This window comes from Lentimicrobium saccharophilum (genome assembly GCF_001192835.1).
Taxonomy (GTDB): domain Bacteria; phylum Bacteroidota; class Bacteroidia; order Bacteroidales; family Lentimicrobiaceae; genus Lentimicrobium; species Lentimicrobium saccharophilum.
In genome coordinates this window covers 2,172,058-2,193,736 of the sequence record NZ_DF968182.1, presented here as the reverse complement: position 1 = coordinate 2,193,736, position 21,679 = coordinate 2,172,058, and the positions used below count along the sequence as shown (strand labels likewise).

20 protein-coding genes are annotated in these 21,679 nt (G+C 47.4%); 6 read left to right on the top strand and 14 right to left on the bottom strand.

The features are described 5' to 3' along the window. Window positions 1–19 precede the first annotated feature (19 nt). The 9 genes from TBC1_RS08495 to lpxK form a co-directional block, all read right to left on the bottom strand. A complete protein-coding gene (locus TBC1_RS08495) occupies window positions 20–508 on the bottom strand; it encodes a hypothetical protein (RefSeq protein WP_062040821.1) in 489 nt (162 codons plus the stop codon). A gap of 7 nt (window positions 509–515) precedes the next feature. Further along, on the bottom strand, window positions 516–968 hold the full coding sequence (moaC, locus tag TBC1_RS08490; protein WP_062040819.1) for a cyclic pyranopterin monophosphate synthase MoaC: 453 nt from the start codon (window positions 966–968) through the stop codon (window positions 516–518). Between the two features lie 76 nt (window positions 969–1,044). Beyond that, window positions 1,045–1,845, bottom strand: a complete 801-nt coding sequence (locus tag TBC1_RS08485) for a GTP 3',8-cyclase MoaA (protein WP_062040816.1) — start codon at window positions 1,843–1,845, stop codon at window positions 1,045–1,047. Next, window positions 1,829–3,073, bottom strand: coding sequence for a molybdopterin molybdotransferase MoeA (locus tag TBC1_RS08480; protein WP_062040813.1), 1,245 nt, complete (start codon window positions 3,071–3,073; stop codon window positions 1,829–1,831). The genes TBC1_RS08485 and TBC1_RS08480 overlap by 17 nt, the downstream gene beginning before the upstream one ends. A 97-nt stretch (window positions 3,074–3,170) precedes the next feature. Then, window positions 3,171–4,061, bottom strand: a complete 891-nt coding sequence (locus TBC1_RS08475; RefSeq protein ID WP_062040810.1) for a Ppx/GppA phosphatase family protein — start codon at window positions 4,059–4,061, stop codon at window positions 3,171–3,173. 11 nt (window positions 4,062–4,072) lie between these two features. Further along, a complete protein-coding gene (locus tag TBC1_RS08470) occupies window positions 4,073–4,864 on the bottom strand; it encodes a UDP-2,3-diacylglucosamine diphosphatase (protein ID WP_062040807.1) in 792 nt (263 codons plus the stop codon). 61 nt (window positions 4,865–4,925) lie between these two features. Further along, window positions 4,926–6,104: a thioredoxin-like domain-containing protein gene (locus TBC1_RS08465; RefSeq protein WP_082189534.1), complete on the bottom strand. Its 1,179-nt coding sequence runs from the start codon at window positions 6,102–6,104 to the stop codon at window positions 4,926–4,928. 58 nt (window positions 6,105–6,162) lie between these two features. Continuing rightward, window positions 6,163–6,981, bottom strand: coding sequence for a purine-nucleoside phosphorylase (locus tag TBC1_RS08460; protein ID WP_062040801.1), 819 nt, complete (start codon window positions 6,979–6,981; stop codon window positions 6,163–6,165). Then, window positions 6,953–8,020: a tetraacyldisaccharide 4'-kinase gene (lpxK, locus tag TBC1_RS08455; RefSeq protein ID WP_062040798.1), complete on the bottom strand. Its 1,068-nt coding sequence runs from the start codon at window positions 8,018–8,020 to the stop codon at window positions 6,953–6,955. Before lpxK ends, TBC1_RS08460 begins: the two co-directional genes overlap by 29 nt. 270 nt (window positions 8,021–8,290) lie before the next feature. Between lpxK and TBC1_RS08450 the strand changes: the two genes are divergently transcribed. The 3 genes from TBC1_RS08450 (at window position 8,291) to TBC1_RS08440 (ending at window position 11,834) form a co-directional block, all read left to right on the top strand. After that, the gene (locus TBC1_RS08450; RefSeq protein ID WP_062040795.1) at window positions 8,291–9,385 is read left to right on the top strand and encodes a Nif3-like dinuclear metal center hexameric protein; all 1,095 of its coding nucleotides are present in this window, start codon (window positions 8,291–8,293) and stop codon (window positions 9,383–9,385) included. A gap of 24 nt (window positions 9,386–9,409) precedes the next feature. Then, on the top strand, window positions 9,410–10,273 hold the full coding sequence (locus TBC1_RS08445) for a zinc ribbon domain-containing protein (RefSeq protein ID WP_082189533.1): 864 nt from the start codon (window positions 9,410–9,412) through the stop codon (window positions 10,271–10,273). Window positions 10,274–10,343: 70 nt separating this feature from the next. Continuing rightward, a complete protein-coding gene (locus TBC1_RS08440; protein WP_172668859.1) occupies window positions 10,344–11,834 on the top strand; it encodes a tetratricopeptide repeat protein in 1,491 nt (496 codons plus the stop codon). 63 nt (window positions 11,835–11,897) lie between these two features. On the opposite strand, the gene TBC1_RS08435 is transcribed toward TBC1_RS08440, so the two are convergent. Further along, window positions 11,898–13,337: an OmpP1/FadL family transporter gene (locus tag TBC1_RS08435; protein WP_062040789.1), complete on the bottom strand. Its 1,440-nt coding sequence runs from the start codon at window positions 13,335–13,337 to the stop codon at window positions 11,898–11,900. A gap of 41 nt (window positions 13,338–13,378) precedes the next feature. Next, window positions 13,379–15,187 (bottom strand): hypothetical protein, encoded by a 1,809-nt coding sequence (locus TBC1_RS18075; RefSeq protein WP_062040786.1) that lies wholly within the window; start codon window positions 15,185–15,187, stop codon window positions 13,379–13,381. 145 nt (window positions 15,188–15,332) lie between these two features. Here TBC1_RS18075 and proS point away from each other — a divergent pair, with 145 nt between their 5' ends. Next, window positions 15,333–16,808 carry a proline--tRNA ligase gene (gene proS, locus TBC1_RS08425; RefSeq protein ID WP_062040783.1) on the top strand — a complete coding sequence of 492 codons (1,476 nt, stop codon included), beginning with the start codon at window positions 15,333–15,335 and terminating at the stop codon, window positions 16,806–16,808. Between the two features lie 125 nt (window positions 16,809–16,933). Here proS and TBC1_RS08420 read toward each other — a convergent pair whose 3' ends face one another. Both TBC1_RS08420 and TBC1_RS08415 read right to left on the bottom strand, forming a co-directional pair. Next, a complete protein-coding gene (locus tag TBC1_RS08420; RefSeq protein WP_062040780.1) occupies window positions 16,934–17,629 on the bottom strand; it encodes a head GIN domain-containing protein in 696 nt (231 codons plus the stop codon). 158 nt (window positions 17,630–17,787) lie between these two features. After that, the gene (locus TBC1_RS08415) at window positions 17,788–18,894 is read right to left on the bottom strand and encodes an acyloxyacyl hydrolase (RefSeq protein ID WP_137305541.1); all 1,107 of its coding nucleotides are present in this window, start codon (window positions 18,892–18,894) and stop codon (window positions 17,788–17,790) included. 367 nt (window positions 18,895–19,261) lie between these two features. Here TBC1_RS08415 and mazG point away from each other — a divergent pair, with 367 nt between their 5' ends. Both mazG and TBC1_RS08405 read left to right on the top strand, forming a co-directional pair. Then, on the top strand, window positions 19,262–20,044 hold the full coding sequence (mazG, locus tag TBC1_RS08410; protein ID WP_062040774.1) for a nucleoside triphosphate pyrophosphohydrolase: 783 nt from the start codon (window positions 19,262–19,264) through the stop codon (window positions 20,042–20,044). Between the two features lie 78 nt (window positions 20,045–20,122). Further along, on the top strand, window positions 20,123–20,431 hold the full coding sequence (locus tag TBC1_RS08405) for an FtsB family cell division protein (protein ID WP_062040771.1): 309 nt from the start codon (window positions 20,123–20,125) through the stop codon (window positions 20,429–20,431). A gap of 103 nt (window positions 20,432–20,534) precedes the next feature. Here TBC1_RS08405 and TBC1_RS08400 read toward each other — a convergent pair whose 3' ends face one another. Further along, window positions 20,535–21,668, bottom strand: coding sequence for a DNA polymerase III subunit (locus tag TBC1_RS08400; RefSeq protein ID WP_062040769.1), 1,134 nt, complete (start codon window positions 21,666–21,668; stop codon window positions 20,535–20,537). Between the last annotated feature and the right edge of the window lie 11 nt (window positions 21,669–21,679).

The following is a 21,679-nucleotide window of genomic DNA, read 5'->3' as shown; positions in this document are numbered from 1 at the left end:
GGTAATAATTATCAGTTTTTTATCCGGCATTATCTTCAACTGCATTGCCGGAATGTTTGCTGTCCGGATCATTATAAAGAAAACCAGCATTGATAAACATCAATGCCGACAAAAGCAGTGATCCGCTGAGCGCGATATAGAAGATTCCCTGAAGATACAGGGGAATAACCTCGAAGCGGACAAATAGTATGCCCATGGTTGCCATAATCGCGATCATCAGGTAGCTTTTCCACGCGAAGAAAGCGAAAATGCATGGATTTTTCTGCTCCATACCGGCAATCCGGGCTATGTACTTCCGGCTGATTTTCAGAAATACAAAATTGAAAAATACGGCAATGCCAGCCAATCCTACCACAACCACCATCCACAGGGGCATTGGGCCTTCCGGAGCGAAGTCATAAGCCAGCCCGAAAACCCTGACAGCCGCGTAAGCCCACACCCCGGCAGCGGCAAAAAAGAGTACACGCCTGGGGACTGCAGGTTTAAGGAATTGACTTCTGTTTTCCATCGTATTCTTACAGATCGGTTTTTATTTTTTCAATAAGGCTGATTTCCCCGATAACCATTTCTTTGTCAACAGCCTTACACATGTCATAAATGGTCAGCAGGGCCACACTCACAGCGGTAAGCGCTTCCATTTCAACGCCTGTCTGCCCGGTACACCTCGCCATTGCAGTTACCCTGACACCGGTTTCGGTGACACGGGTTTTTACATCAACTTTGGTAAGTTGCAAAGGGTGGCAAAGCGGGATCAGCCTGCTGGTTTCTTTGGCGGCCTGTATGCCTGCAACTTCGGCAACGGTAAGCACATCTCCCTTTTTCATCTCGTTTTCACGGATCAGGTTCAGGGTATGCTCCGAAAGTCTGATAAACCCTTCGGCGGTTGCACTCCGGCGTTGAAGGGGCTTGTGCCCCACATCCACCATATTGGCTTTGCCTTTGTCATCTGTATGTGAGAAACTACTCATCGGCCGTTGGTTCTTTTAAGGTTCTTATTTACGTTTGAATTCCGTTTTTTTCTCCCGGAAAGTGTGTTTTCCCTGCTTAGCCGCCGATATTATAAAACTCCCCTTTCAGGTTTATGCTGCCGCAGGCCGGTTTATTTGCAATGGCGGCACGAATGGCTTGTTCAGCGCCCATTTTTCTGATGTCATATTCAATTCCGCTGAACAAACAGGGGAGCAGTTTGCCGCTGGCTGTAAGGCGGATACGGTTACAATGGCTGCAATCTCCTCCCGTACCTCCTTCAACAATCGAAAAATGCCCGTCCGAAAGGTTCATCTGATGAATAAACCTGGTTTCAAGTCCGTTCAGTTTGCCAAATTCTTCAACCATCTGCGCGTCTTTTTCAGTTGATGAATTTTTGACCACGCAATTGATTTTGACCGGAGTAAGCCCGACCCTCTGGGCAGCCCTTATGCCCTCCAGTACCTGGTGCAGGTCCCCGCCACGGGTTAAACTGCGGTACCTGGCAGGGTCAAGGGTATCGAGGCTGACATTCACGCGCATCAGCCCGGCACTCTTCAGTGGTTGGGCAAATTGTTTCAGCAAGGCACCGTTGGTGGTCATCGACAAATCCCTGATGCCGGGAATATCGGCCAGCATTTCCACGAGCGACACGATTCCTTTTCGTACCAAAGGCTCCCCGCCGGTAATCCTGATTTTGTCAATGCCCAGCCTGACAGCTGTGAAGGCAACATTGGTAATTTCTTCAAAAGTTACTATCTCATTGTGCTGCAGCAGTTTCACACCCTCTTCGGGCATACAGTAAACACAGCGGAGGTTACAGCGGTCGGTAACTGATATGCGCAGATAATTGATCTGTCTGTTATAGTTGTCGAACATTCCTCATTTCTCCTTTTGCAATTTGTGCTTCCCCTATTTCAACAGCCATCAGGCCATTGGCCTCCTCATAAGCATGAATATGCGCCGATCCGTGATATTCGAGTGGTTCAATCAGCCCCTCAGCATTGATCCTTACAGGTATGAATGATTTGCGTTCCGCTTTTTTCCGGGAATATTCAGCGGCCATTGGCAGCCTGAGCACGGCAGGTCTGAAATGATGACCCATAATGCGGTAAACCAGTTGTTTGACAAGGAGTTCAAACTGGACAAATGAAGAAACCGGATTGCCCGGGAGCCCGAAAATGAATTTTTCATCCCTGATGCCAAAAACGGTTGGCCTTCCCGGTTGCACAGCGATGCTTTTAAATTGGATTTCCACTCCGAGTTTCTGCATTACTTCCGGCACATGGTCGAAATCTCCCATGGACACGCCACCTGTTAACAGCACGATATCACTCTTGTCAAATGCCTCGCTGATATGTTTTTTCACGCTTTCAGGGGTATCAGCAGCAATGCCGGTATACACCGTTTTAAGCCCCAACTGGTTTGCCTGTGCCATCAATTGCCAGGCATTGCTGTTTCTGATCTGGCCGGTGCCGGGTTTATTGTCTGGTTCCGTCAGTTCATCTCCGGTTGAAATGATCCCGATGACCGGCTGCCGGAAAACAAGCGGCTCCGGAATGCCGACGGCTGCAAGTATGGCAATGTGTTGCGGCTTCAAGAGGGTGCCCTTGTTCAGCACCTGCTGTCCCTGTTTTACATCTTCCGCCCTGTAAGCTATGTTGGCAGAAGTCTTTTCTTTCAGGAAGCGTACGCTTCCATCTTCTGTTTCCTCAGTATGCTCCACCATAATTACGGTGTCAGCGCCTTCCGGCACCATGGCCCCTGTCATGATTCTGGAGCATTTCCCGGCAGTTACCGCTTTTTCGGGCTGTTTACCTGCAGGGATAACCTCTATCACCTCGAGAAGTCCGTGCAGGTCGGCCCGGCGACAGGCGAAACCGTCGACAGCGGCCTTGTCGAAAGGAGGCATTTCAACATCCGAGTAAACGTCCTCCGCCAATATCCTTCCGGCGGATATTTCAAGACTGACGTGTTCGGTTGTGCATGAAACCCTTGTATTGTTGATAATCGAGAGCGCTTCTTCAAAAATGATCATGAATGGATCGTTGAGATTTGCCGCAAAGATAAATAACCCCTGCGATATGAAAGCCTCTTCCAATTGCATTCTTTGGTTTTGGCCGGCCGATGAAAATGAATTAGTTGAATAATGTTCAACGATGAACTAAAGGGAGAATATCCTTGTCGCGCGGGAAACAGAGAAGTCAGATCAGTCCCTTCTCTTTCATCTCTTTGTACTGAAGCAGCACCAGCCCGTCGGCCAGCCCTATTTTCGGGGCAATCACGGTGCCGATGCCGGTCCATTTCAGGATACGGACAAAAATCCTGGCGGCCGGTACAATTACATCAGCGCGGTCGGGCCTCAGCCCCATTTTTTCAATACGCGCTGCCAGGGTCATGTTGTTGAGTTGCTTGTAGGCAAAAACAAGCTGATCGAAGGTGATGATGTTGTTGAGCGCGTGGCCGTATAGTTTGGTGATTTTGTTGATGTTCCCGCCGGAACCAATGCAGTTCATCTGACCGAAATCAGCCCTGAATTGCTGCAACCACCTGCGCAGATTTTCCCATTCGGCTTCCTCTACCTTATCGGCCAGCAGACGGATGGTGCCTATTTTGAACGAGTTTGAGGTGATAAATCGCTTTCCTTCAAGCACCGACAATTCCGTGGATCCTCCCCCAACGTCGATATAAAGCGTTTTGCTGAAGTTTTTATTGACAAAAATATTGCTCAGGGAACTGATGATGTTGGCTTCTTCAATTCCGTCTATCATGCCTATTTCAAGTCCGGTTTCGCGCTTAACCCTGTCAAGGACTTCAGTATTATTGGCTGCTTCGCGCATTGCTGAAGTGGCGGCGACGCGGTATCCCACCGGCTGATATACATCGATCAGCAGTTTGAATGCCAGCATTGTTTTTACCAGATCATCGGCCCGCTGCCGGGAGATGCTGCCCCCGTTAAAAACATCAAATCCAAGGCGCAACGGGATCCTGATCAGGGAGGCTTTCTCGGTAACAGGTCCGGCTTTGCTCTCGAAAACATTGGCAAACAATAGCCTCACTGCATTTGACCCTATGTCGATGCTTGAAAATAGCATATTCTGTTCTTTTAATCAGCAGGCGTCAATGCTGCAGGCACGCCATCCCTGAAAGTCATTAAACTGAGCTCCCGCCCGTCGAAAACGGCATAGGTAAAATTGTTGACCCAGTCGCCAAGGTTGATAAACCTGCTTTTCCCGCCCAGGGGCAGGTCGACGGCAATGTGACGGTGCCCGAAAATAAAGTAATCAATGTCCGGATCTGATTTCAGATAATCACTGGCAAAAGCATAAAGACGCTCTTTGGAAACATCTATTTTCCCGGATTCCCTGATCTCTTTCTGATCACGCAATTCATTGGCATACCTGCTTTTTCGTGAGAAATAGAGCGCCATCCTGGTGCCGATATCGGGATGCAGCCAGTTGAACAGCCATTGATTGGGCCTGAATTCAAAGACTTTTTTCAGGAATTTATAGCCGGAGTCTCCCGGGCCCAGGCCGTCGCCATGCGAGAGGAAGAAACGTTTCCCGTTCCATTCCCTTATAACCGCTTCGCGCTGCAGACTGATCCCCAGTTCTTTTTCAAAATAATCGAAAGCCCAGATATCATGATTTCCCCTGAAGAGGTATACGGGAATTCCCTGGTCGGTAATTTCAGCAAGTTTGCCAAACAGGCGGGCAAATCCCTTAGGAATAACCGTGTGATACTCGAACCAGAAATCAAAAATATCCCCCATCAGAAAAATTTCGGAGGCATCCTTCCTGATCAGTTCCAGCCACTGCACCAGCAGCTTTTCGCGTATCAGGCTTGAATCGTGATCGGGAATCCCGAGGTGGAAATCTGAAGCAAAATAGATCTTCAATATGGTTGTATTTTTTGATTTTCAAACCTACAAAAAAACATCCGGAATCCGGTTGATAAATTTACCCTGGTTTATCCGGAAGTACTTTTGTGAGGTAATTTTCCAAGGCATGCAGTGAGATAAACCGGTCAAGAACTCTTTGTTCACGATCGAGCAAAACAAAAACAGGCACCCTGTTGATCATGTAATCCACTGCAACAGCCGATCTGAGCCCGAGGGTGTCATTGACATTGGTCCACCAGAGTTTTTCCATGGTTACCGCTGTTTTCCACCTTTCGGTTGACGGGTCAAGGCTTATGGCATAAACCGTCAGTCCCCTGCTGCGATACTTTTCATAAAGGTTCTTCAGTTCAGGATTGGATTTGCGGTTCAGGGCATCCGACGGATCCCAGAAATACAGCAGGGTAAAAGCATTCCCTCCATCGGCCGGCGTGACCATTTTCCCGCCCGTGTTGGGCAGGCTGATTGGCGGTGCTTTTTGCCCGGCTTTAAGTATCATACGCGCTTTTTCTTCCCCGGAAAGAACAGCTTTTAATTCCGCTACCCTTTTGCGGTAATTGATTACATGCCGGTTTGCCGGAAAATGGCCCTGAAGGGTTGAATCGGTATAAAGAAACCATTCGGCATCGGAATATGTTTCGAAAAGGGCTGTCTGTCTGAGTTTGCCGTTGATAACCAGCAGTTGCGACAGAAAATCCGGATGATCCTTAAGAAATCTGACGGCTTCGGATCGCAGATTATTGAAAATCCCAGTATAAACGGAATCTGCCCGCTTTTTCACCTGCAGAAAATCCCTGTTGTGGCGGCTTTGCTGAATGACCAATGCCAGTGAGTCCATACTTCCGAGCGCGGACTGTACTTTTGCCGAAAAAATATCATACTGTCCGGCTTCCCGCCCACCTGTGATATGGCTTGTTCCTTTATCCGTTATGGTTACAGTAACAGAATCACCCGGATGCAATATCAGGAGGCCGGATTGTCTTTTTCCAACCCTCAGATAGTAGAATCCGGCTTCTTCAGGGATAAGACGGAAAGTAAACCCGCCGTTTTTTTTCAGTCTGACAGAGTCAACGGGCGCGATGCCTGTGGTGTCGATAAAGTAAAGGCTGACCCTGTCATCTGCGGTAAAGGTAATCTGCCCTGACAACAGGATGGTGCCGGGGTCGCTTTTGTGTTTACAGCAAAATATCAGCAAGGCCAGGGCCATGCAGCAAAGTAGAAATTTAAGCAGGGCTTTCATGACTTTTGCTGATAGGATCTGAAGTGCTGATTATTTTTCTTTTTATAACCGGGGCAGCTCAGAAGCTGATTTCTTTCAGCAGATCGCTGATGATGCGGGTCATCCTGGGCTCGGCTTTGCTGGCTGCATCGATTACTATCTGGTGCGACACCTCAACGATTTTGCCGGGGACACCGAGGTCGGAGATCACTGAAACGGCAAAGACGGGAAGGTCCATATGCCTGGCTACGATGACTTCCGGTACGGTAGACATTCCGACTGCATCGGCCCCTAAAATGTGAATGTAACGATATTCTGCAGGTGTTTCAAAAGTAGGTCCTGTTACTGCAGCGTAAACACCGGTGCGGAAAGGTACGCCTGCACGGCTGGCAATATCAGCAGCCAGATCGAGGATCCGTCTGTCGTACGCTTCGCTCATATCCGGAAAGCGCGGCCCCAGGCCGGTATGGTTCCTGCCGATCAGCGGATTGTCACCCATCAGGTTGATATGGTCTGTGATAAACATGATATCGCCCACTTCAAAACCAGGGTTCAGCCCGCCGCTGGCATTTGAAACAATCAGCATTTTAATGCCCAGCAACTTCATTACCCTGATGGGAAATGTAAGTTCCTGCATGGAGTAACCTTCGTAGTAATGAAACCGGCCCTGCATGGCCACAATGGGTTTGCCTCCCAACGTTCCGAAAATCAGTTGTCCCTTGTGCCCTTCAACGGTGGATACCGGAAAATGAGGGATGCTGCTGTAAGGAATTTCGCAATCGGTAACGATTTCACGCACCAGTCCGCCCAGCCCTGTGCCAAGTACAATTCCGGCCTCGGGGACGATGCCGGTATGACTCTTTATAAAATTAATGCTTTCTCTGATTTGTTCTAACATAATTAAGGATTTGTTCGTCAAACGCCTGCTTGTCATTCCCGTGAAATTCAACGATAATCGGCAGGTAGTGAACCGGCAGTTGTCTCGCTTTTTCATCGAGTCCGGGGCTCAGCAACCGCATTGCGTCTTTTTCCGTTGTAACAAGTAATTTATTCCGGCTGTAAAGATCGTCAAATTTTCGCTTGATTCTGTCAAGGTCTTCCAGGGTATATTGATGATGGTCCGGATACTGAAGAATGGTAAGGTCCTGGCACATTTTCGAAAGATGATCCTGCAGGGGGTATGTATTGGCAATACCCGCAAACACCAGAATATGACTGAATTTTTTCTCCGGGAAGGTGCTGCAGCCGGTATTCCAGAGCGGTACTATGTCGTTGTAGCGGATGTAGGAGAAGTAAACTTTCTGGTGCGGTGCAGGCTTGATTTCCGCAATAATCTGCCGTTTCAGTATAGGGCTGAGGATTCCGGGGGTTTTGGTTACCACGATGATGTCAGCCCTGCGTGCCCCCCGCCTGGCTTCCCGCAGAGATCCCACCGGCAGAATATAATCTTTATAGTATAGTTTGTGATAATCGGTAAGTAAAATGGATAATCCGGGATTTACATAACGATGCTGGAACGCATCGTCGAGCAGGATTACATCCGTTTCAGGATCAGTTTTCAGGATGGTTTCAATCCCCCTTTGCCGCTTTTCGTCAACATGTACATCTGCCTCAGGAAACTTATGGAAATACTGCATAGGCTCGTCTCCGATGTTTGCGGCAGTTGATCCCGCTTTCGCCATCAGATACCCCCGGGTCCGCCGGCCGTATCCCCGGCTGAGGGTACTTACTTTATTTAATGGCGACAACAGCCGTATCAGGTATTCTACATGCGGTGTTTTCCCTGTGCCACCGGTCGAAAGGTTCCCCACCGAGATTACCGGGATATCAAAACGCCTGGAAGGTAACAATCCCAGATCAAATAAAAGATTTCTCACACCGGTAATCAAACCGTAAACAACCGAGAACGGGAGCAACAGAAGCCTGAGAAATTCCATGGCTTAAAAGTATAAAAATTAATCTTCGATGCAAGTATTTTTACATTATAATTATGTTATTCCCGAAATCTGTCAATTGATAAGCTAAAAGTAATCCGGGTCAATCTATAAATCCAGATATCAGGCTTTTCTTCAATAAGTAAGAACCGGATTTAACCTGAAAGGGGCTTTCACTGGTATTTAAATGCGATTCCTTCAATTAATTCTGACATATCTCAAGCCTTTTCTACTGTTTTTTGTTAGATTTGGCCATTGTTAATCATTAGAGCTATGAAGATTGGAGATATCATCCGTGTAATTGAGGAAACAGCACCAATAGCCTACCAGGAAACATACGATAATTCAGGGCTGTATTGTGGTTCACCGCAGGATGAAGCCAAAGGTGCCCTGTTTACCCTTGATGTAACGGAGGAAGTTGTGGATGAGGCGATCGAAGCCGGGTACAATCTGATAATCGCCCATCACCCGCTTATTTTCAAACCATTGAAAAGGATTCTGGATGACAGCCTAACCGGGCGTTGCATCATCAAGGCAATAAAAAATGATATTGCTGTTTATGCTGCGCATACCAATCTCGACAATGCCCGCCGCGGCGTAAATGCGATGATTTGCGCTAAACTGGGTCTGGTAAATTGCCGCATCCTCCAGCCGGCTGCGGACTTGCTGAGGAAACTGATAGTTTTTGTTCCGGAGGATCATGCAGAAACTGTCCGTCAGGCCATGTTTGCTGCAGGTGCCGGACATATCGGGAATTACGATTCATGCAGTTTTAATGCAGAAGGGCAGGGAACCTTCCGGCCACTGAATGACGCCGATCCGTATGTGGGCGCGAAGGGATTGCTCCACAATGAACCGGAAGTCAGGATTGAAACCATTTGTGAATCCCATGCCCTCCATCGTATTGTAAAGGCTATGATTGATGCCCATCCTTATGAAGAGGTGGCCTGGGATGCTTATCCGCTGGTAAATATGCATCAGGGAGTCGGTTCAGGTATGATGGGTGAATTTGAGGAAGCGATGGACGAAATGGATTTTCTCAGGATGGTGAAACGGGTGTTCGGACCTGGATGCCTGAAATATTCACCACTTACAGGGCGTAAAGTGCATCGGGTCGCCCTCTGCGGAGGTTCGGGCAACTTCCTGGTGCACACAGCGATGGCACAAAAGGCTGATGCCTTTATTACCGGAGAACTGAAATACCACGATTATTTCCTGGCAGAAAACAGCATTCTGCTTGCCGAAGCAGGCCATTATGAAACAGAACAATTTACCAAAGAATTATTGGTTCAGATTGTTAAAGAAAAATTTACTACCTTTGCAACCCGAATTTCCAGCATTCAGACTAATCCTGTCAATTATCTGTAAATCAACAATATAAACGGAAATACTATGGCAAAATCAACGTCAAAAGCCAAAGCAGCCACTGAAAATGAATCCGTAAATCCTCAGGAAACGGAAGTTCAAAGCCACATTTCTGCACACGTTTCGCTCTCACAGTCTGACGTTGAGGAAACCGAAATATCCATTGAAAAGAAACTCATTGCCCTTTACAGCCTTCAACAGATTGATTCACAGATTGATAAGATCAAGATCATCCGGGGTGAACTCCCGCTTGAGGTAGAGGATCTTGAGGATGAAATTATTGGCCTGGAAACAAGAATCGATAATTATATCCAGGAAATTGAGGCCCTCAAGGTTTCAGTGAAGGAAAAAGAGGCGCAGATCAAGGACAGCCATTTGCAGATCAAACGATACGAAGAACAGCAGATGAATGTGCGTAACAACCGGGAATATGATTCACTTTCCAAGGAAATCGAATTTCAGAATCTTGAGATCGCGCTGGCTGAAAAACGCATCAAGGAGTTTACGCATCTGTTGTCGCTGAAAAATGAGGAAATTGATGCTGCCCAAAAAGTACTTGATGAGCGTAAGAACGACCTGGAAATAAAGAAGAGTGAACTGGCCGACATTGTCAGTGAAACTGAAAAGGAGGAGAATTCCCTCCAGAGTAAATCGGAAGAATACCAGCGCTACATTGAGGAACGCCTTCTGACTGCTTACAAACGGATTCGCAAGAATGCCCGCAATGGTCTGGCCGTGGTTAGCGTGGAGCGTGATGCCTGCGGCGGATGCTTCAGTGCAATTCCTCCCCAGCGCCAGCTGGATATCAGGATGCACAAAAAGATTATCGTCTGTGAATATTGCGGCCGTATTCTGGTAGATCATGGCCTTGCTTCCAGCGTTAATCACTAGGATTTTATCAGGATTTAATGAAACAGGGGAGGGTTCGCTTTCCCCTTTTTTATTTTAATTTTGGATGATCATGAATAAGACCATCCTCGCATTACTGTTTCTGTTTATGTTTCAGGTTTCCCGGGCCGGGAATGAACTTACGCCGGGTCAGGTAGAAGCTTATGATCTGGTGCTCCGGCTCCGCTTTGTTGATGCCCGGAAACTGCTTAAGCAGGAGGGAAAAGCAAAGGAGGATCATATCGTACCTTATCTTGAGCATTACATTCAGTTTCTGAGTATTCTTATTTCTGAAGACGAGAAGGTTTTTAAGTCCTGTTCTGCCGGGAAGGAAACGATTCTCCGGCAATTGGAAGCGGGAAATGCCGGTTCTCCCTGGCATCTTTACAGTCAGGCAATGTTTAACATGCAGTGGGCCTTCGCGAGACTGAAGTTCGGAGAGTATACCACTGCCGCTGTTGAAATGAATCGTGCTTACCATTTGTTAATGCGCAACAATGACCTGTACCCCGGATTTGCCCCTAACCGCGCTGCTCTTGGTCTGATGAAGGTACTTATCGGCTCTGTACCGGATAATTATCAATGGATTACCCGTTTGCTCGCATTGCATGGCAGTGTCAGCGAAGGAATCAATGATCTGAAACTGATAACGGAAGCGGTTTCAACCGATACAAATTACCCTTTTCTAAAGGCAGAAACCCTGTTTATGCTGACTTTCATTACATTTAACCTTTCAGGCGCAGAAGCTGACAGGGCAATAACCGGCAGGCTGATCGACATGAACCATGAGATGATTCAGCGCAGCCCGCTGCTGGTCTATGCTGCTGCTGTTTTTCATATGCACTACGGGGAGAACGAAACTGCACTTGATTATCTGGAGAAACGTCCGGTGGGAGCTTCATATTATCCGTTTCATTATCTTGATTATCTAACAGGGCTGGCAAAACTCAACCGCCTTGATGAAGACGCAGGCATCTGGTTTCTGCGATATGTCAACGCATACAAGGGCGGAAGTTTTATAAAATCAGCTTACCAGCGGCTCGGCTGGATCGCTTTACTCAGGGGCGATACGAAAGGATATTATGATTACATGTTCAGGGTAAAGCATGCCGGACGCACACTTATCGACGGGGATAAGCAGGCCCTGGCCGAAGCGGAAAGCGGCCGGCCGCCGGATGTCAGGCTGCTCAGGGCGAGATTGCTGTTCGACGGAGGGTATTATAAACAGGCCGGAGATCTGCTCTCCGTGCTGACACCCGACGATTTTAACTATCCAAAAGAAAAGCTGGAATATATTTACAGAAAGGCAAGGGTTTATCACCTTAAGGGACAGGAACCAATGGCCATTTCAACATATCTTAAGGTGATTGATGCCGGCGGGACCGGGCCATGGTATTTTGCGGCAAATTCAGCCCTGAATCTGGGATTGATCTATGAACAGAAAGGAGATTTCAGGCAGGCTGAATACTATTACAGGAAATGCCTTGCATTAAAGTACGCTGAATACAAATCCAGCATCAGTCAGAAAGCCAGGGCCGGGTTGAACAGGCTTGAAAAAAAATGAAGCGGCTTTTCAAAAGCCGCTTCAGGGAGTATATAGAGATGTAATAAGTAGGGTTGAGAAGTGTTAGTATTTTATTCCCAGCGTTACCATAAAAGTGTTGTTCATGGTAGTGGTATTGGCTGCATTTACATTCCCGTTATAGAGGTAATATTCATCATCATAGCTCGAATAAACCCATGCCATATCAAAGTAGAATGACCTTTCACGGATGCCGATTCCGAGCGAGTAAGAAGAGAGTGCCGAATTGGTTCCATAGACGTAAGGATTTGCCGAGATCCCGTAGCCTCCTCTGAAATTCAGCGCACCGTAACGCCACTCAGTTCCGAAACGCAGATTATTGGCTTTCTGATAAATGGAACGGATGGCATTGTTCTCATCGTAAAAGTCGTAATCCGGAGCCCTGAGTCTGGCATTACTGTAATCCACGAATTCGTAATCGGCACTGATTACACCGGCTTTGCCGATAATAAATCCGATACTTCCGATAGCACGCATCGGGGTATTGAGTTCGTATTCATAAAAGCCGTTGGCATCGGCAGTAGCTGAATAACCATTATCAAACTTCGAGCGCATGGTTGATGAGTAATCGTCGGCCATGGAATTATAAAAGGTAGGTGTATGAATGGCGCCGCCCAGACGTAACCAGTCGGTAGCCCTGAAAATAAGTCCGAATTTGAAATTCAGCCCCGTACCTGTGGTTTCAAGCCAGTCGGTGCGGGACATGCTGTTGAAAACGGTGTTATCGTCAGCCAGCGCGGTTTCGGTAAAGGTTGCGGTTTCGTAATACCTGATATAAGGTACGCCAATGGTTGCGCCCAGGTATAACCTGTTATTGTAATTCGCACCTAAAGTAAATACCATCTCATTAATGGAGCCCTTGCTTTCGATGTTTTTACGCTGGTTCACACCGCCATAGGGTTTGTCGATACCATATCCCCAGCCTGCCGAGTCGGTGATAAACAGCAACTCTGTATCATAGGCCAGCCGGGTGTCAAAAGTGCCAAGGTCATCTGGGTGGATTCCCTGCGCGTTTTCCCAGTAGGAAGTCAGGTAAGATGATACGAGGTTTTCCGATTCAATGCTGACCCTGTTGTTGAAATTGGCCATACGGTTCAGCCCGAAGCCAAACTGTATGTTTTTCCAGAGAGATTGCGGATTGCGTGATTCAAGGTTGTTGTTCATTACAATTCCTACGCTGCCCAGGTTGAAATTATAGCGGGAGTCATCACGGAATGTCCCGTTGAGTGTAGCTTCGGTATTTGTGATGCTTATGGAAGGGGTAATGCTGATCTCGGAACTTCGGTAGAGTCCGATACCGGCCGGATTGTGGCTCAGGCTGGTGAAATCGGCGCCAAGGGCACCGAATGCTCCACCCATGGCGACAAATCTGGCTGATCCAGAGTAATTCAGCCGTGAATATCTCAATGCATCAATCTCATTTTGTGCTTTAAGTCCGTAAGTGGTAAAAATGGACAGTATGCCAAGGACAATGAGTTTTTTCATGGTAGCAATGTTTTTGTGATTAAGTCAGTAAATCCATTAGTTTACCTGCGTCCGCTTCCGGAGGAAGATCTGCCGCTTCCCGATGATGAAGAAGAGGATGATGAGCGCGAAGGAGCTGAGTAACTACCGCCCGAAGATCCGGATGAGGATGAACGGGATGGTGCTGAATAACTGCTTCCGGAGGAGGGTGAAGAATAGCTCCTTTCGGATGAGGAAGAACGCGAAGGGGCAGAATAAGTTCCTCTGCTTTCGTATGAACGGGATGGCGTATATGAAGGATTTGACTGCCGCTGTGGGATTACTTCACGGGGTGCCTGCTGCCGCTGGGGTTCTGATTGCTGAGGCCTGGAGTACCTGGGCGTTACACCGGTTTCGCGGATATTGCGGTACCTTGGGCTGGTGTATTCGTTGCTTGATTTTGGCTTATTGTATCCCGGTGAACTGTATGACTGAGGTGTTCTGCTTTCCTGCATCCTGGGTTCCTGGTTTGTGGCAGGTCGCTGGTATGCAGGCCGCTGCTGCGGCTGAGTGTAGCGCCTTTCGCTTCCCTGGCCTTCACCCTGCGGGGCTGCTGTTCTGGTATTTTGTCCCGAAGGTGCGCTATAGCGTGAGGGATCGCTGCTTTGTCTTGTACCGGTCCCTGAAGGAGTTATCTGGTCAGTACGTACCGGCTGAATCACCCTGCCGGGATTGATGGTTTCTGCACCCCCTGCAGGTTGCTCAGTACGGCCCGGGGTAACAGTACCCTGGCCGGTTCCGGGCTGAGCAGTTCTTCCCGGATTTACAGTGCCGGTTCCCGGCTGCTCAGTACGCCCCGGAGTTACAGTTCCCGTTGTTTTTCCGGGAGCTTCAGTACGTCCGGGGGTGACCGTTCCGCTGGTTCTTCCGGGTTGTTCGGTGCGGCCTGGTGTTACAGTGCCTGAAGTTCTTCCGGGTTCCTCAGTACGTCCGGGGGTGACCGTTCCGCCAGCCCTTCCGGGATCGGTTGTACGGCCCGGACCGGAAACTCCGATGGGTGATGTACGCTGACCTTCAAGACGACCGCTGCTGACAGCGGCTTCATAACGCTCGCCGAATGAGGCTGAACGTCCGCTGCCTGAACCTCCGCTCAGACCTGAACCGCGCGGACCATAATAGTATGAATTGTAATCGTAGCTGTTATAGTAATTTGAACCGGCATAAAAACCGTCCCAGTAACCGTGGCGGTATCCGCTCCAGTAGCTTCCGTAACCGTAATATGGGTATCCCCATCCGTAATAGGGATAATCCCAGTATGAATAACCCCAGTAATTTCCATATCCGTATCCGTAAGGATACCCCCAGCCCCAACGCATGTAGAAGCTGGGATACCACCAGTTGTAACCCATGTAGATGCTGGTTCCCCAGCTCCAGGGATTGTAGTCATACCAGTACATGTTGGTATAGTATGGTGAGTAGTAGCTGTTATAATAAACATCGGAATGGAACCTGCGTAATCTGGCTGCATAGGCGTAATCGTAATAATCGTCGGAGTTGTAGTAGTTGTTGGTAATGTATGTATTCCCTGTTTGAGGGTCAGTATACTGTTCGCTGGTCTGATAGTCGTAACCTTCCTCCTGGTAATAGTTTTCGTCGTAGGCATAGTTTTCCTCTGCCTGCGCTTGCTGCTGCTCCTGATATTGTTCCTTGGGAGTATATTGTTCAGGCTCAGTGTATTCAGTTGGCTTTGCTGTGGTTTCAGGGACTTTTTCGGCCACTGCATCCTTGGGCGAGTAATACAGGTCGTCGTAAGTGGCACGGGCCTGGTATTGCGTTGTGCATCCCGTAAGGAGCAAAGCAGTTGCAGCAACCAATGTGATTAAAGTTCTCATTTTTGGGTCCTCCCTTTGTTTGCAGTGTTCATCGTACTGGTTTTGTCCTGATGTACGGACTGCGGTAATTTTATTAATTTTGTGCCGCTTTCGCGGGTGTGTTTCACATCTGAAAATTAACAAATACTATACCATAAAATCAGAAATGGCTAAAGATTTTCCTACAAGGGCTGAAAATTACGCTCAATGGTACAACGACCTGGTTATTAAGGCCGATATGGCTGAAAATTCAGCTGTAAGGGGCTGTATGGTGATTAAACCCTACGGATATGCAATCTGGGAGAAGATGCAGGCAGCCCTGGACAAAATGTTCAAGGAAACCGGGCATGTAAATGCTTACTTCCCTATTTTTATTCCCAAATCATTTTTCAGCAAGGAAGCCAGCCATGTCGAGGGTTTTGCCAAGGAGTGTGCCGTGGTGACCCACTACCGTCTGAAGAATGACCCCGATGGCAAGGGCGTTGTGGTTGATGAGAATGCAAAACTGGAGGAAGAACTGATTGTCCGCCCTACCTCCGAGACCATCATCTGGGACACCTACCGCAACTGGATACAGTCCTACCGCGATCTGCCCCTGCTGATAAATCAGTGGGCAAATGTGGTAAGATGGGAAATGCGTACCCGCCTTTTTCTCCGCACTGCCGAATTTTTATGGCAGGAAGGGCACACCGCTCATGCTACTGCCGAAGAGGCGATTGCCGAAACCGAACAGATGTTGAACGTTTACGCGGATTTTGCCGAGAATTTTATGGCTGTGCCTGTCCTGAAAGGGGTGAAATCGCCCAACGAACGTTTTGCCGGAGCGGTGGAAACCTATTGCATCGAAGCGCTTATGCAGGATGGGAAAGCGCTGCAGGCCGGAACTTCGCACTTCCTGGGGCAGAATTTTGCCAAAGCGTTTGATGTTCAGTTTCTCAGCAAGGAAAATAAACTTGAACATGTCTGGGCTACTTCCTGGGGCGTTTCGACCCGCCTGATGGGCGCGCTTATTATGGCGCATTCCGACGACCATGGCCTGGTGCTGCCTCCAAAACTGGCTCCCACCCAGGTGGTAATCATCCCGATTTATAAAACCAATGAGCAACTGGCCGCAATCACCGAAAAAGTCGATGAAATTGTTAAGAATCTGAAAGCCAGGGGGATTACGGTAAAATATGACGACCGTGATACTTACAAGCCCGGATGGAAGTTCAATGAGTATGAGTTCAAGGGCGTACCCGTTCGCCTGGCAATCGGACCCCGCGATCTTGAAAACGGCACCGTGGAAGTCTCAAGGCGCGATACTCTTGAGAAATCATCTTTCCAGATTGCTGATATTGAAACCAAGATTGAACATTTGCTGCAGAGTATTCAGGATAACCTGTTCCAGAAGGCCGTTGATTTCAGGGAGAATATGACCACCAAGGCCGATACCTGGGAGGAATTCGTTGATTTGCTTGACAACAAGGGCGGATTTATCCTGGCCCACTGGGATGGGACTCCGGAAACTGAACAGGAGATCAAGGAGAAAACCAAGGCTACCATCAGATTAATCCCGCTCGATGCCAGACCTGAAGAAGGCAGGTGCATCCTAACCGGCAATCCTTCGGCCCGCAGGGTGGTTTTTGCCCGGGCCTACTGATGCAGGAACGGTAAGTAATTATATCAGTATTGAAGGGGGATCTTAACTGGCCCCCTTTTAATTTTTTATGAAGTTATGCCTGACAAAGAAGATTGACGATAGAAATCTAAGGATGCAGGGTGGCCCTAATCCACTTTAACCAGTTTTCCGCTGCCTGAGATATTGGTCTTCAATTCATAAGGATTTCCGGTATAATAAATATTACCGACCGAAGTGATTTCCGCTTCAAGTATATGTTCTGCATGAACATGACAATTGTTTGTGCCGCTGTTCCGTATATATACAATGTTAGATATCAGGTCATTACAATAGAATGGCCCGTAGCTGTTGGCAAAAATGGTGGTAAGTACCGCCTTGCCTTTAACATGTAAATCAACGGTACCGTAGTGAAGGGCGAGGTTCAGCTGGTATGCCTGCAGCTCAAGATCGAACGTTCCGGCACCGCCCCAGATGCTCACCTGAAGTGAGTCGGTTGTGAACGGGCCTTCTGTACGCACATCTCCCGACCCTTCGTACCTGATTTCGCGCAGGGCGGGAGCTGTAACATACACTGTAATTTCTCTTTCGTAACTCCGAACCCAGTTGCACTTCAATGTATTGCGTATAAGCAAGGTGCTGTCAGTGATTTCGGTTTTGATAGCATCCAGCAGTTTTTGTCCTGCTTCTATTTTAAGCGTTGGTTGATTGCCTTCGATCAGCACGAGGTTCACATTGTCATATAGTTCTATCCTTTCGAAATAACCTGACGGTCTTTCTTCCGTAACCATGGGGCCGGTCCGGGTGTAACAGTCGTCCAGCTGTTCGCGGTTGCATGCTGTCATTAATAACAGTATGACCAGGATTGCCGGTTGAGCATACAATAACATTTTACATCCCTTTGGCGCGGAACTGTAAACTGTATTTATATTCAGATTCTTTTTCAATTCTCTGTATCTGGTTTAGAATCATTTAAATGAAGTTAACGAAACCGGCATTTCTCCTATTTCAGGTAATATCCCCATTTAAACCTGTAGCCCAGGCCAATTCCGACAAAATCGGCCCGTGCGTAATGGGTCTTCAAAGTAAGATTGGCAAAAAGGTTTTTCGTGATCAGGTAGTGAATTCCCAGTTTGTAATAGGACATGCCTTCGCTCTTGTCTTTGCCTCCAAGATAAAAGCCCAGGTTGAATGCAAAGGATGTTCTGTCAAGCACCAGCTCATAGGCGGCGCTCAGTCCTGGTTTGGTCAGTTGCCGGGCCGGATAAGGCTCCTGGTTGGTCCGGGCAACCAGCAGGGCGTCGGAGCCGTCCCACGACAGGTCGAAACAGATGCCGAGTTTGTTTTTGTAATCGAGATTTTTCATGGTGGAGAGAAAACCGGAATAGACCTGGTATTTTTTGCCGTCAGTATCGCCGGATTCTTTATAAGCAAAGATTGTTCCCAGTTTCACCTCTATAAACTCCCTGCCATCAAACTCGTACATTGTAAGGCTTGGACGCATGCGCTGGCGAATGGGATTGTTCAGTTTATTCAGCCTGAAAGCTGCTCCGGCGCTGACCGCGGGAATATTCAGGCCGAAGTTGGGTGTTTTTGTCGAACCGTTTGAAAAGTGCATCAACTGTATGCCGGCAGAAAGTTGCAGCTGTTTAAGCGGTTTCCACCTGTATTCTGCCATCAGGTTAACTGCGGCATTCAGGTGTGATCCGATGGCATTGAATTTGTAATTGCTGAGGCGGTCAAATTTTTTTGTGAGATAGGCAAGGCCGGCTCCCAGCCTGAAATTCACCTCACTTTTATCGTTTTTTATAAGCGGGAAACTTATGTAAGGATAGAGCGCATGTGCTTGCCCAAGGTCTTTCGAATTACCGAGCCAGGCATTCCAGTAGGTCAGCCCCGTAACCGGATAGTTATAGAATGATTCCCACTGCCGTTTACCATAAGTTTCCTGAGAGATAGAAAATTCAATCGAGGGGAAATGACTGTTATAAATCTCCATTTCAACGTGATGGGCAGTGAGAAATCCATAATTAACCCTGGGTTCGAAAAGCAGGTTGGGCATCTGAAAACGATGCTGTGCTGAAGCGCCTGAAAATGCAGCTGAAGCCATGCACAGGATAAGGAATGGCCCGAGGTACCCGGAATAATTAATATGGCAGTGGCGGATGATCAAAACAGCGGATTTCAAATGGCGGACAGTGCAACAAAAATACAAAATCCGGCCCCGCTAAAATGATTACTTTTGCACAAGGTAAAAATCCGCCAATGGAAATCCTGTTTTTGCTCAAAGCATTACTGTTTACTGCTTCTGCGGGACTGTAGATGAACGGTTTGCGGAGAAAAATCCTGGCAGAAATACATTAAAATATGTCAGGATATATCCTGAACTTCGCTTTGCAGTTTCCAGCAGATGTTAAATATTTTATTCCTGCTGCGAACAATTAATTAATCTTTGAATCTTTGAATTTTTAAATCTTATGGATCCCCGTCTTGTTGCATTTGAACGTTTACTCACCATAATGGATGAACTGAGGGCCGGTTGCCCCTGGGACCGCAAACAAACCCTGGAAAGCCTGCGCTATCTCACCATAGAGGAAACCTACGAATTGAGTGATGCCATTCTTGAAAAAGACATGGATGAAATAAAAAAGGAGCTGGGTGACCTGATGCTCCACCTTGTGTTCTATTCTAAAATTGCTTCCGAACAAAATGCGTTTACCATCACGGATGTGCTCAATGGAATTTGTGAAAAGCTGATTCACCGTCATCCGCATATTTACGGCGATGTCATGGCAAAAGATGCGGAAGCAGTTAAGAACAACTGGGAAAAGATCAAGCTGAAGGAAGGTGAACGTAAGACTGTGCTTGGTGGTGTTCCGGCTTCGCTTCCGGCCATGGTCAAAGCTTACCGTATTCAGGAAAAGGCCCGTGGCGTTGGTTTCGACTGGGATCATGTGGGTCAGGTATGGGAAAAGGTGCAGGAGGAACTTGCTGAACTGCAATATGAAAAGCTAAATGGTTCCCCCGAAAAAATTGAGGATGAATTTGGCGACCTGTTGTTTGCCCTGATCAATTACGCCCGGTTTATCGATGTAAATCCGGAGGATGCCCTGGAACGTACCAACAAGAAGTTTATCAGGCGGTTTAATTACATCGAGCAAAAAGTGAATGAAACCGGGAAGTCAATGCACGATATGAGTCTTGCTGAGCTGGATGTTTTCTGGAATGAAGCCAAAGCTGCGGAAGTCCGGAAAAAATAGGCAAATGGCCGGTCTTTTCCGACAGATCATGTTTTCCATTTTGAATTCTCATTATTTTTGTGAAGCAAACCTGCTGACATGTGGAATAAAATTCCGGCCTTTCTTAAAAACAAGTACCTGCTTGTGATTTTAATGTTTATAGTATGGTTGACCTTTTTCGACCGGAATAATTTTATTTCTCAGGTCCGTTACGGACGTATCCTGAACAAACAGCGGCAGCAGATGGAATTTTACAAAAGTGAAATTCTGAAAGACAGCACTGCACTGAATGAGTTGATGACAGATTCATTGTCGCTGGAGAAATTTGCCCGGGAAAAATACCTGATGAAAAAAAATAATGAAGATGTCTATCTGATTGTTAAGGATAAAGACAATAAGGAGAACTAAAACTCTCTGCCCGGGGATTGCTTATAAGGATCTTTTACGAACCTTCTTCCATTGGCTTTCAGTGTAATTCTTACTATCAAGGCGGATATTGCTCTGACGGTGCTTACTTCAGCCTCAGCCAGCCTGTCATTTTCAGCGAAAGATCCATAAAGATGATATTTGCGGATCCGTTGCGTTCGATATGATAAGAGGCTGTATTAAAGGCCTCATTGAGTAGGTTGATGTTGGCCTGATTGATAAACGGTGTGAAATCCCTGATAAATTTGAGTTCTTCTCCTTCTGCCCTGATGGCGTTTTCATTTCCGATGCTGTTCATCAGGCAGTATCTGGTTGCTTTAAGTGCGTAACTGAAGAACTTCTTTTGCTTTTCCCTGCCAAGACTATGAAATTCTGAAGTCAGCTTGTGAATTTCAGCGACATCCTTTTTATAGCAAATGCGCATCCAGTTTCTGAAAAGTTCGAAGTTTGACTGATCCGATTCACCTGTCTGTAAAATTTTTCTTGCAAGGTTCAGATTGCCGTTGGCTACATACCTGATCCTTCCGGCTGCTGAAGAATCTGCCGATTCGTTCAAGGTCAGTGCGGAAATCAGCTCATCGTCGTTTAAGGCCCTGAATTTGACCAATTGAGTTCTTGAAAGAATTGTAGGCAGTATCAGGTCGTTATGCTCTGAAATCAGCAGAAACAGGGTCTTGTCAGGCGGTTCTTCGAGGATTTTGAGTATTTTCGGGGCAGCCGCGTGATAAAGTTTCTCGATCATCCAGACGATCATTACTTTATACTCCGACTCATAGGATTTATAGCTCAGCGTCTTGATGATCTCGTTGCAATCATCCGTATTGATGATGCCTTGTTTATTCTCCAGTCCTATTTTCTGATACCAGTCGGCCAGGCTGACATATCCTCCGGTTGATTCGACCAGTGCGCGCCAGTGATGAATGAACTTTTTGCTGATCGGATCTTTGTCAATTTCCTTGGTTGTGGCAACAGGATAAATGAAATGCAGGTCCGGGTGGGCCAGTTTCGCGTATTTGATGCACGAAGGGCATGATCCGCACGAGTCTTCAGGAGTGCGGGCAGTGCAATTGATGTATTGTGCGTAAGCAAGGGCCATGGCAAGTTTGCCGGAGCCTTCCGGCCCAAGAAATAACTGGGCATGGCTAACACGATTGTCGCTGACTGTTCTTCTGAGCCTGTATTTGATCTCTTCCTGTCCTGCAATGTCACTGAACTTCATTCGGGCGGTGA

What these genes read in the sequence shown, in the direction of transcription:
- TBC1_RS08495 (WP_062040821.1), bottom strand. Translation starts at nt 508, where the DNA reads ATGGAAAACAGAAGTCAATTCCTTAAACCTGCAGTCCCCAGGCGTGTA.
- moaC (WP_062040819.1), bottom strand. Translation starts at nt 968, where the DNA reads ATGAGTAGTTTCTCACATACAGATGACAAAGGCAAAGCCAATATGGTG.
- TBC1_RS08485 (WP_062040816.1), bottom strand. Translation starts at nt 1,845, where the DNA reads ATGTTCGACAACTATAACAGACAGATCAATTATCTGCGCATATCAGTT.
- TBC1_RS08480 (WP_062040813.1), bottom strand. Translation starts at nt 3,073, where the DNA reads ATGCAATTGGAAGAGGCTTTCATATCGCAGGGGTTATTTATCTTTGCG.
- TBC1_RS08475 (WP_062040810.1), bottom strand. Translation starts at nt 4,061, where the DNA reads ATGCTATTTTCAAGCATCGACATAGGGTCAAATGCAGTGAGGCTATTG.
- TBC1_RS08465 (WP_082189534.1), bottom strand. Translation starts at nt 6,104, where the DNA reads ATGAAAGCCCTGCTTAAATTTCTACTTTGCTGCATGGCCCTGGCCTTG.
- TBC1_RS08460 (WP_062040801.1), bottom strand. Translation starts at nt 6,981, where the DNA reads ATGTTAGAACAAATCAGAGAAAGCATTAATTTTATAAAGAGTCATACC.
- lpxK (WP_062040798.1), bottom strand. Translation starts at nt 8,020, where the DNA reads ATGGAATTTCTCAGGCTTCTGTTGCTCCCGTTCTCGGTTGTTTACGGT.
- TBC1_RS08450 (WP_062040795.1), top strand. Translation starts at nt 8,291, where the DNA reads ATGAAGATTGGAGATATCATCCGTGTAATTGAGGAAACAGCACCAATA.
- TBC1_RS08445 (WP_082189533.1), top strand. Translation starts at nt 9,410, where the DNA reads ATGGCAAAATCAACGTCAAAAGCCAAAGCAGCCACTGAAAATGAATCC.
- TBC1_RS08440 (WP_172668859.1), top strand. Translation starts at nt 10,344, where the DNA reads ATGAATAAGACCATCCTCGCATTACTGTTTCTGTTTATGTTTCAGGTT.
- TBC1_RS08435 (WP_062040789.1), bottom strand. Translation starts at nt 13,337, where the DNA reads ATGAAAAAACTCATTGTCCTTGGCATACTGTCCATTTTTACCACTTAC.
- TBC1_RS18075 (WP_062040786.1), bottom strand. Translation starts at nt 15,187, where the DNA reads ATGAGAACTTTAATCACATTGGTTGCTGCAACTGCTTTGCTCCTTACG.
- proS (WP_062040783.1), top strand. Translation starts at nt 15,333, where the DNA reads ATGGCTAAAGATTTTCCTACAAGGGCTGAAAATTACGCTCAATGGTAC.
- TBC1_RS08420 (WP_062040780.1), bottom strand. Translation starts at nt 17,629, where the DNA reads ATGACAGCATGCAACCGCGAACAGCTGGACGACTGTTACACCCGGACC.
- TBC1_RS08415 (WP_137305541.1), bottom strand. Translation starts at nt 18,894, where the DNA reads ATGGCTTCAGCTGCATTTTCAGGCGCTTCAGCACAGCATCGTTTTCAG.
- mazG (WP_062040774.1), top strand. Translation starts at nt 19,262, where the DNA reads ATGGATCCCCGTCTTGTTGCATTTGAACGTTTACTCACCATAATGGAT.
- TBC1_RS08405 (WP_062040771.1), top strand. Translation starts at nt 20,123, where the DNA reads ATGTGGAATAAAATTCCGGCCTTTCTTAAAAACAAGTACCTGCTTGTG.
- TBC1_RS08400 (WP_062040769.1), bottom strand. Translation starts at nt 21,668, where the DNA reads ATGAAGTTCAGTGACATTGCAGGACAGGAAGAGATCAAATACAGGCTC.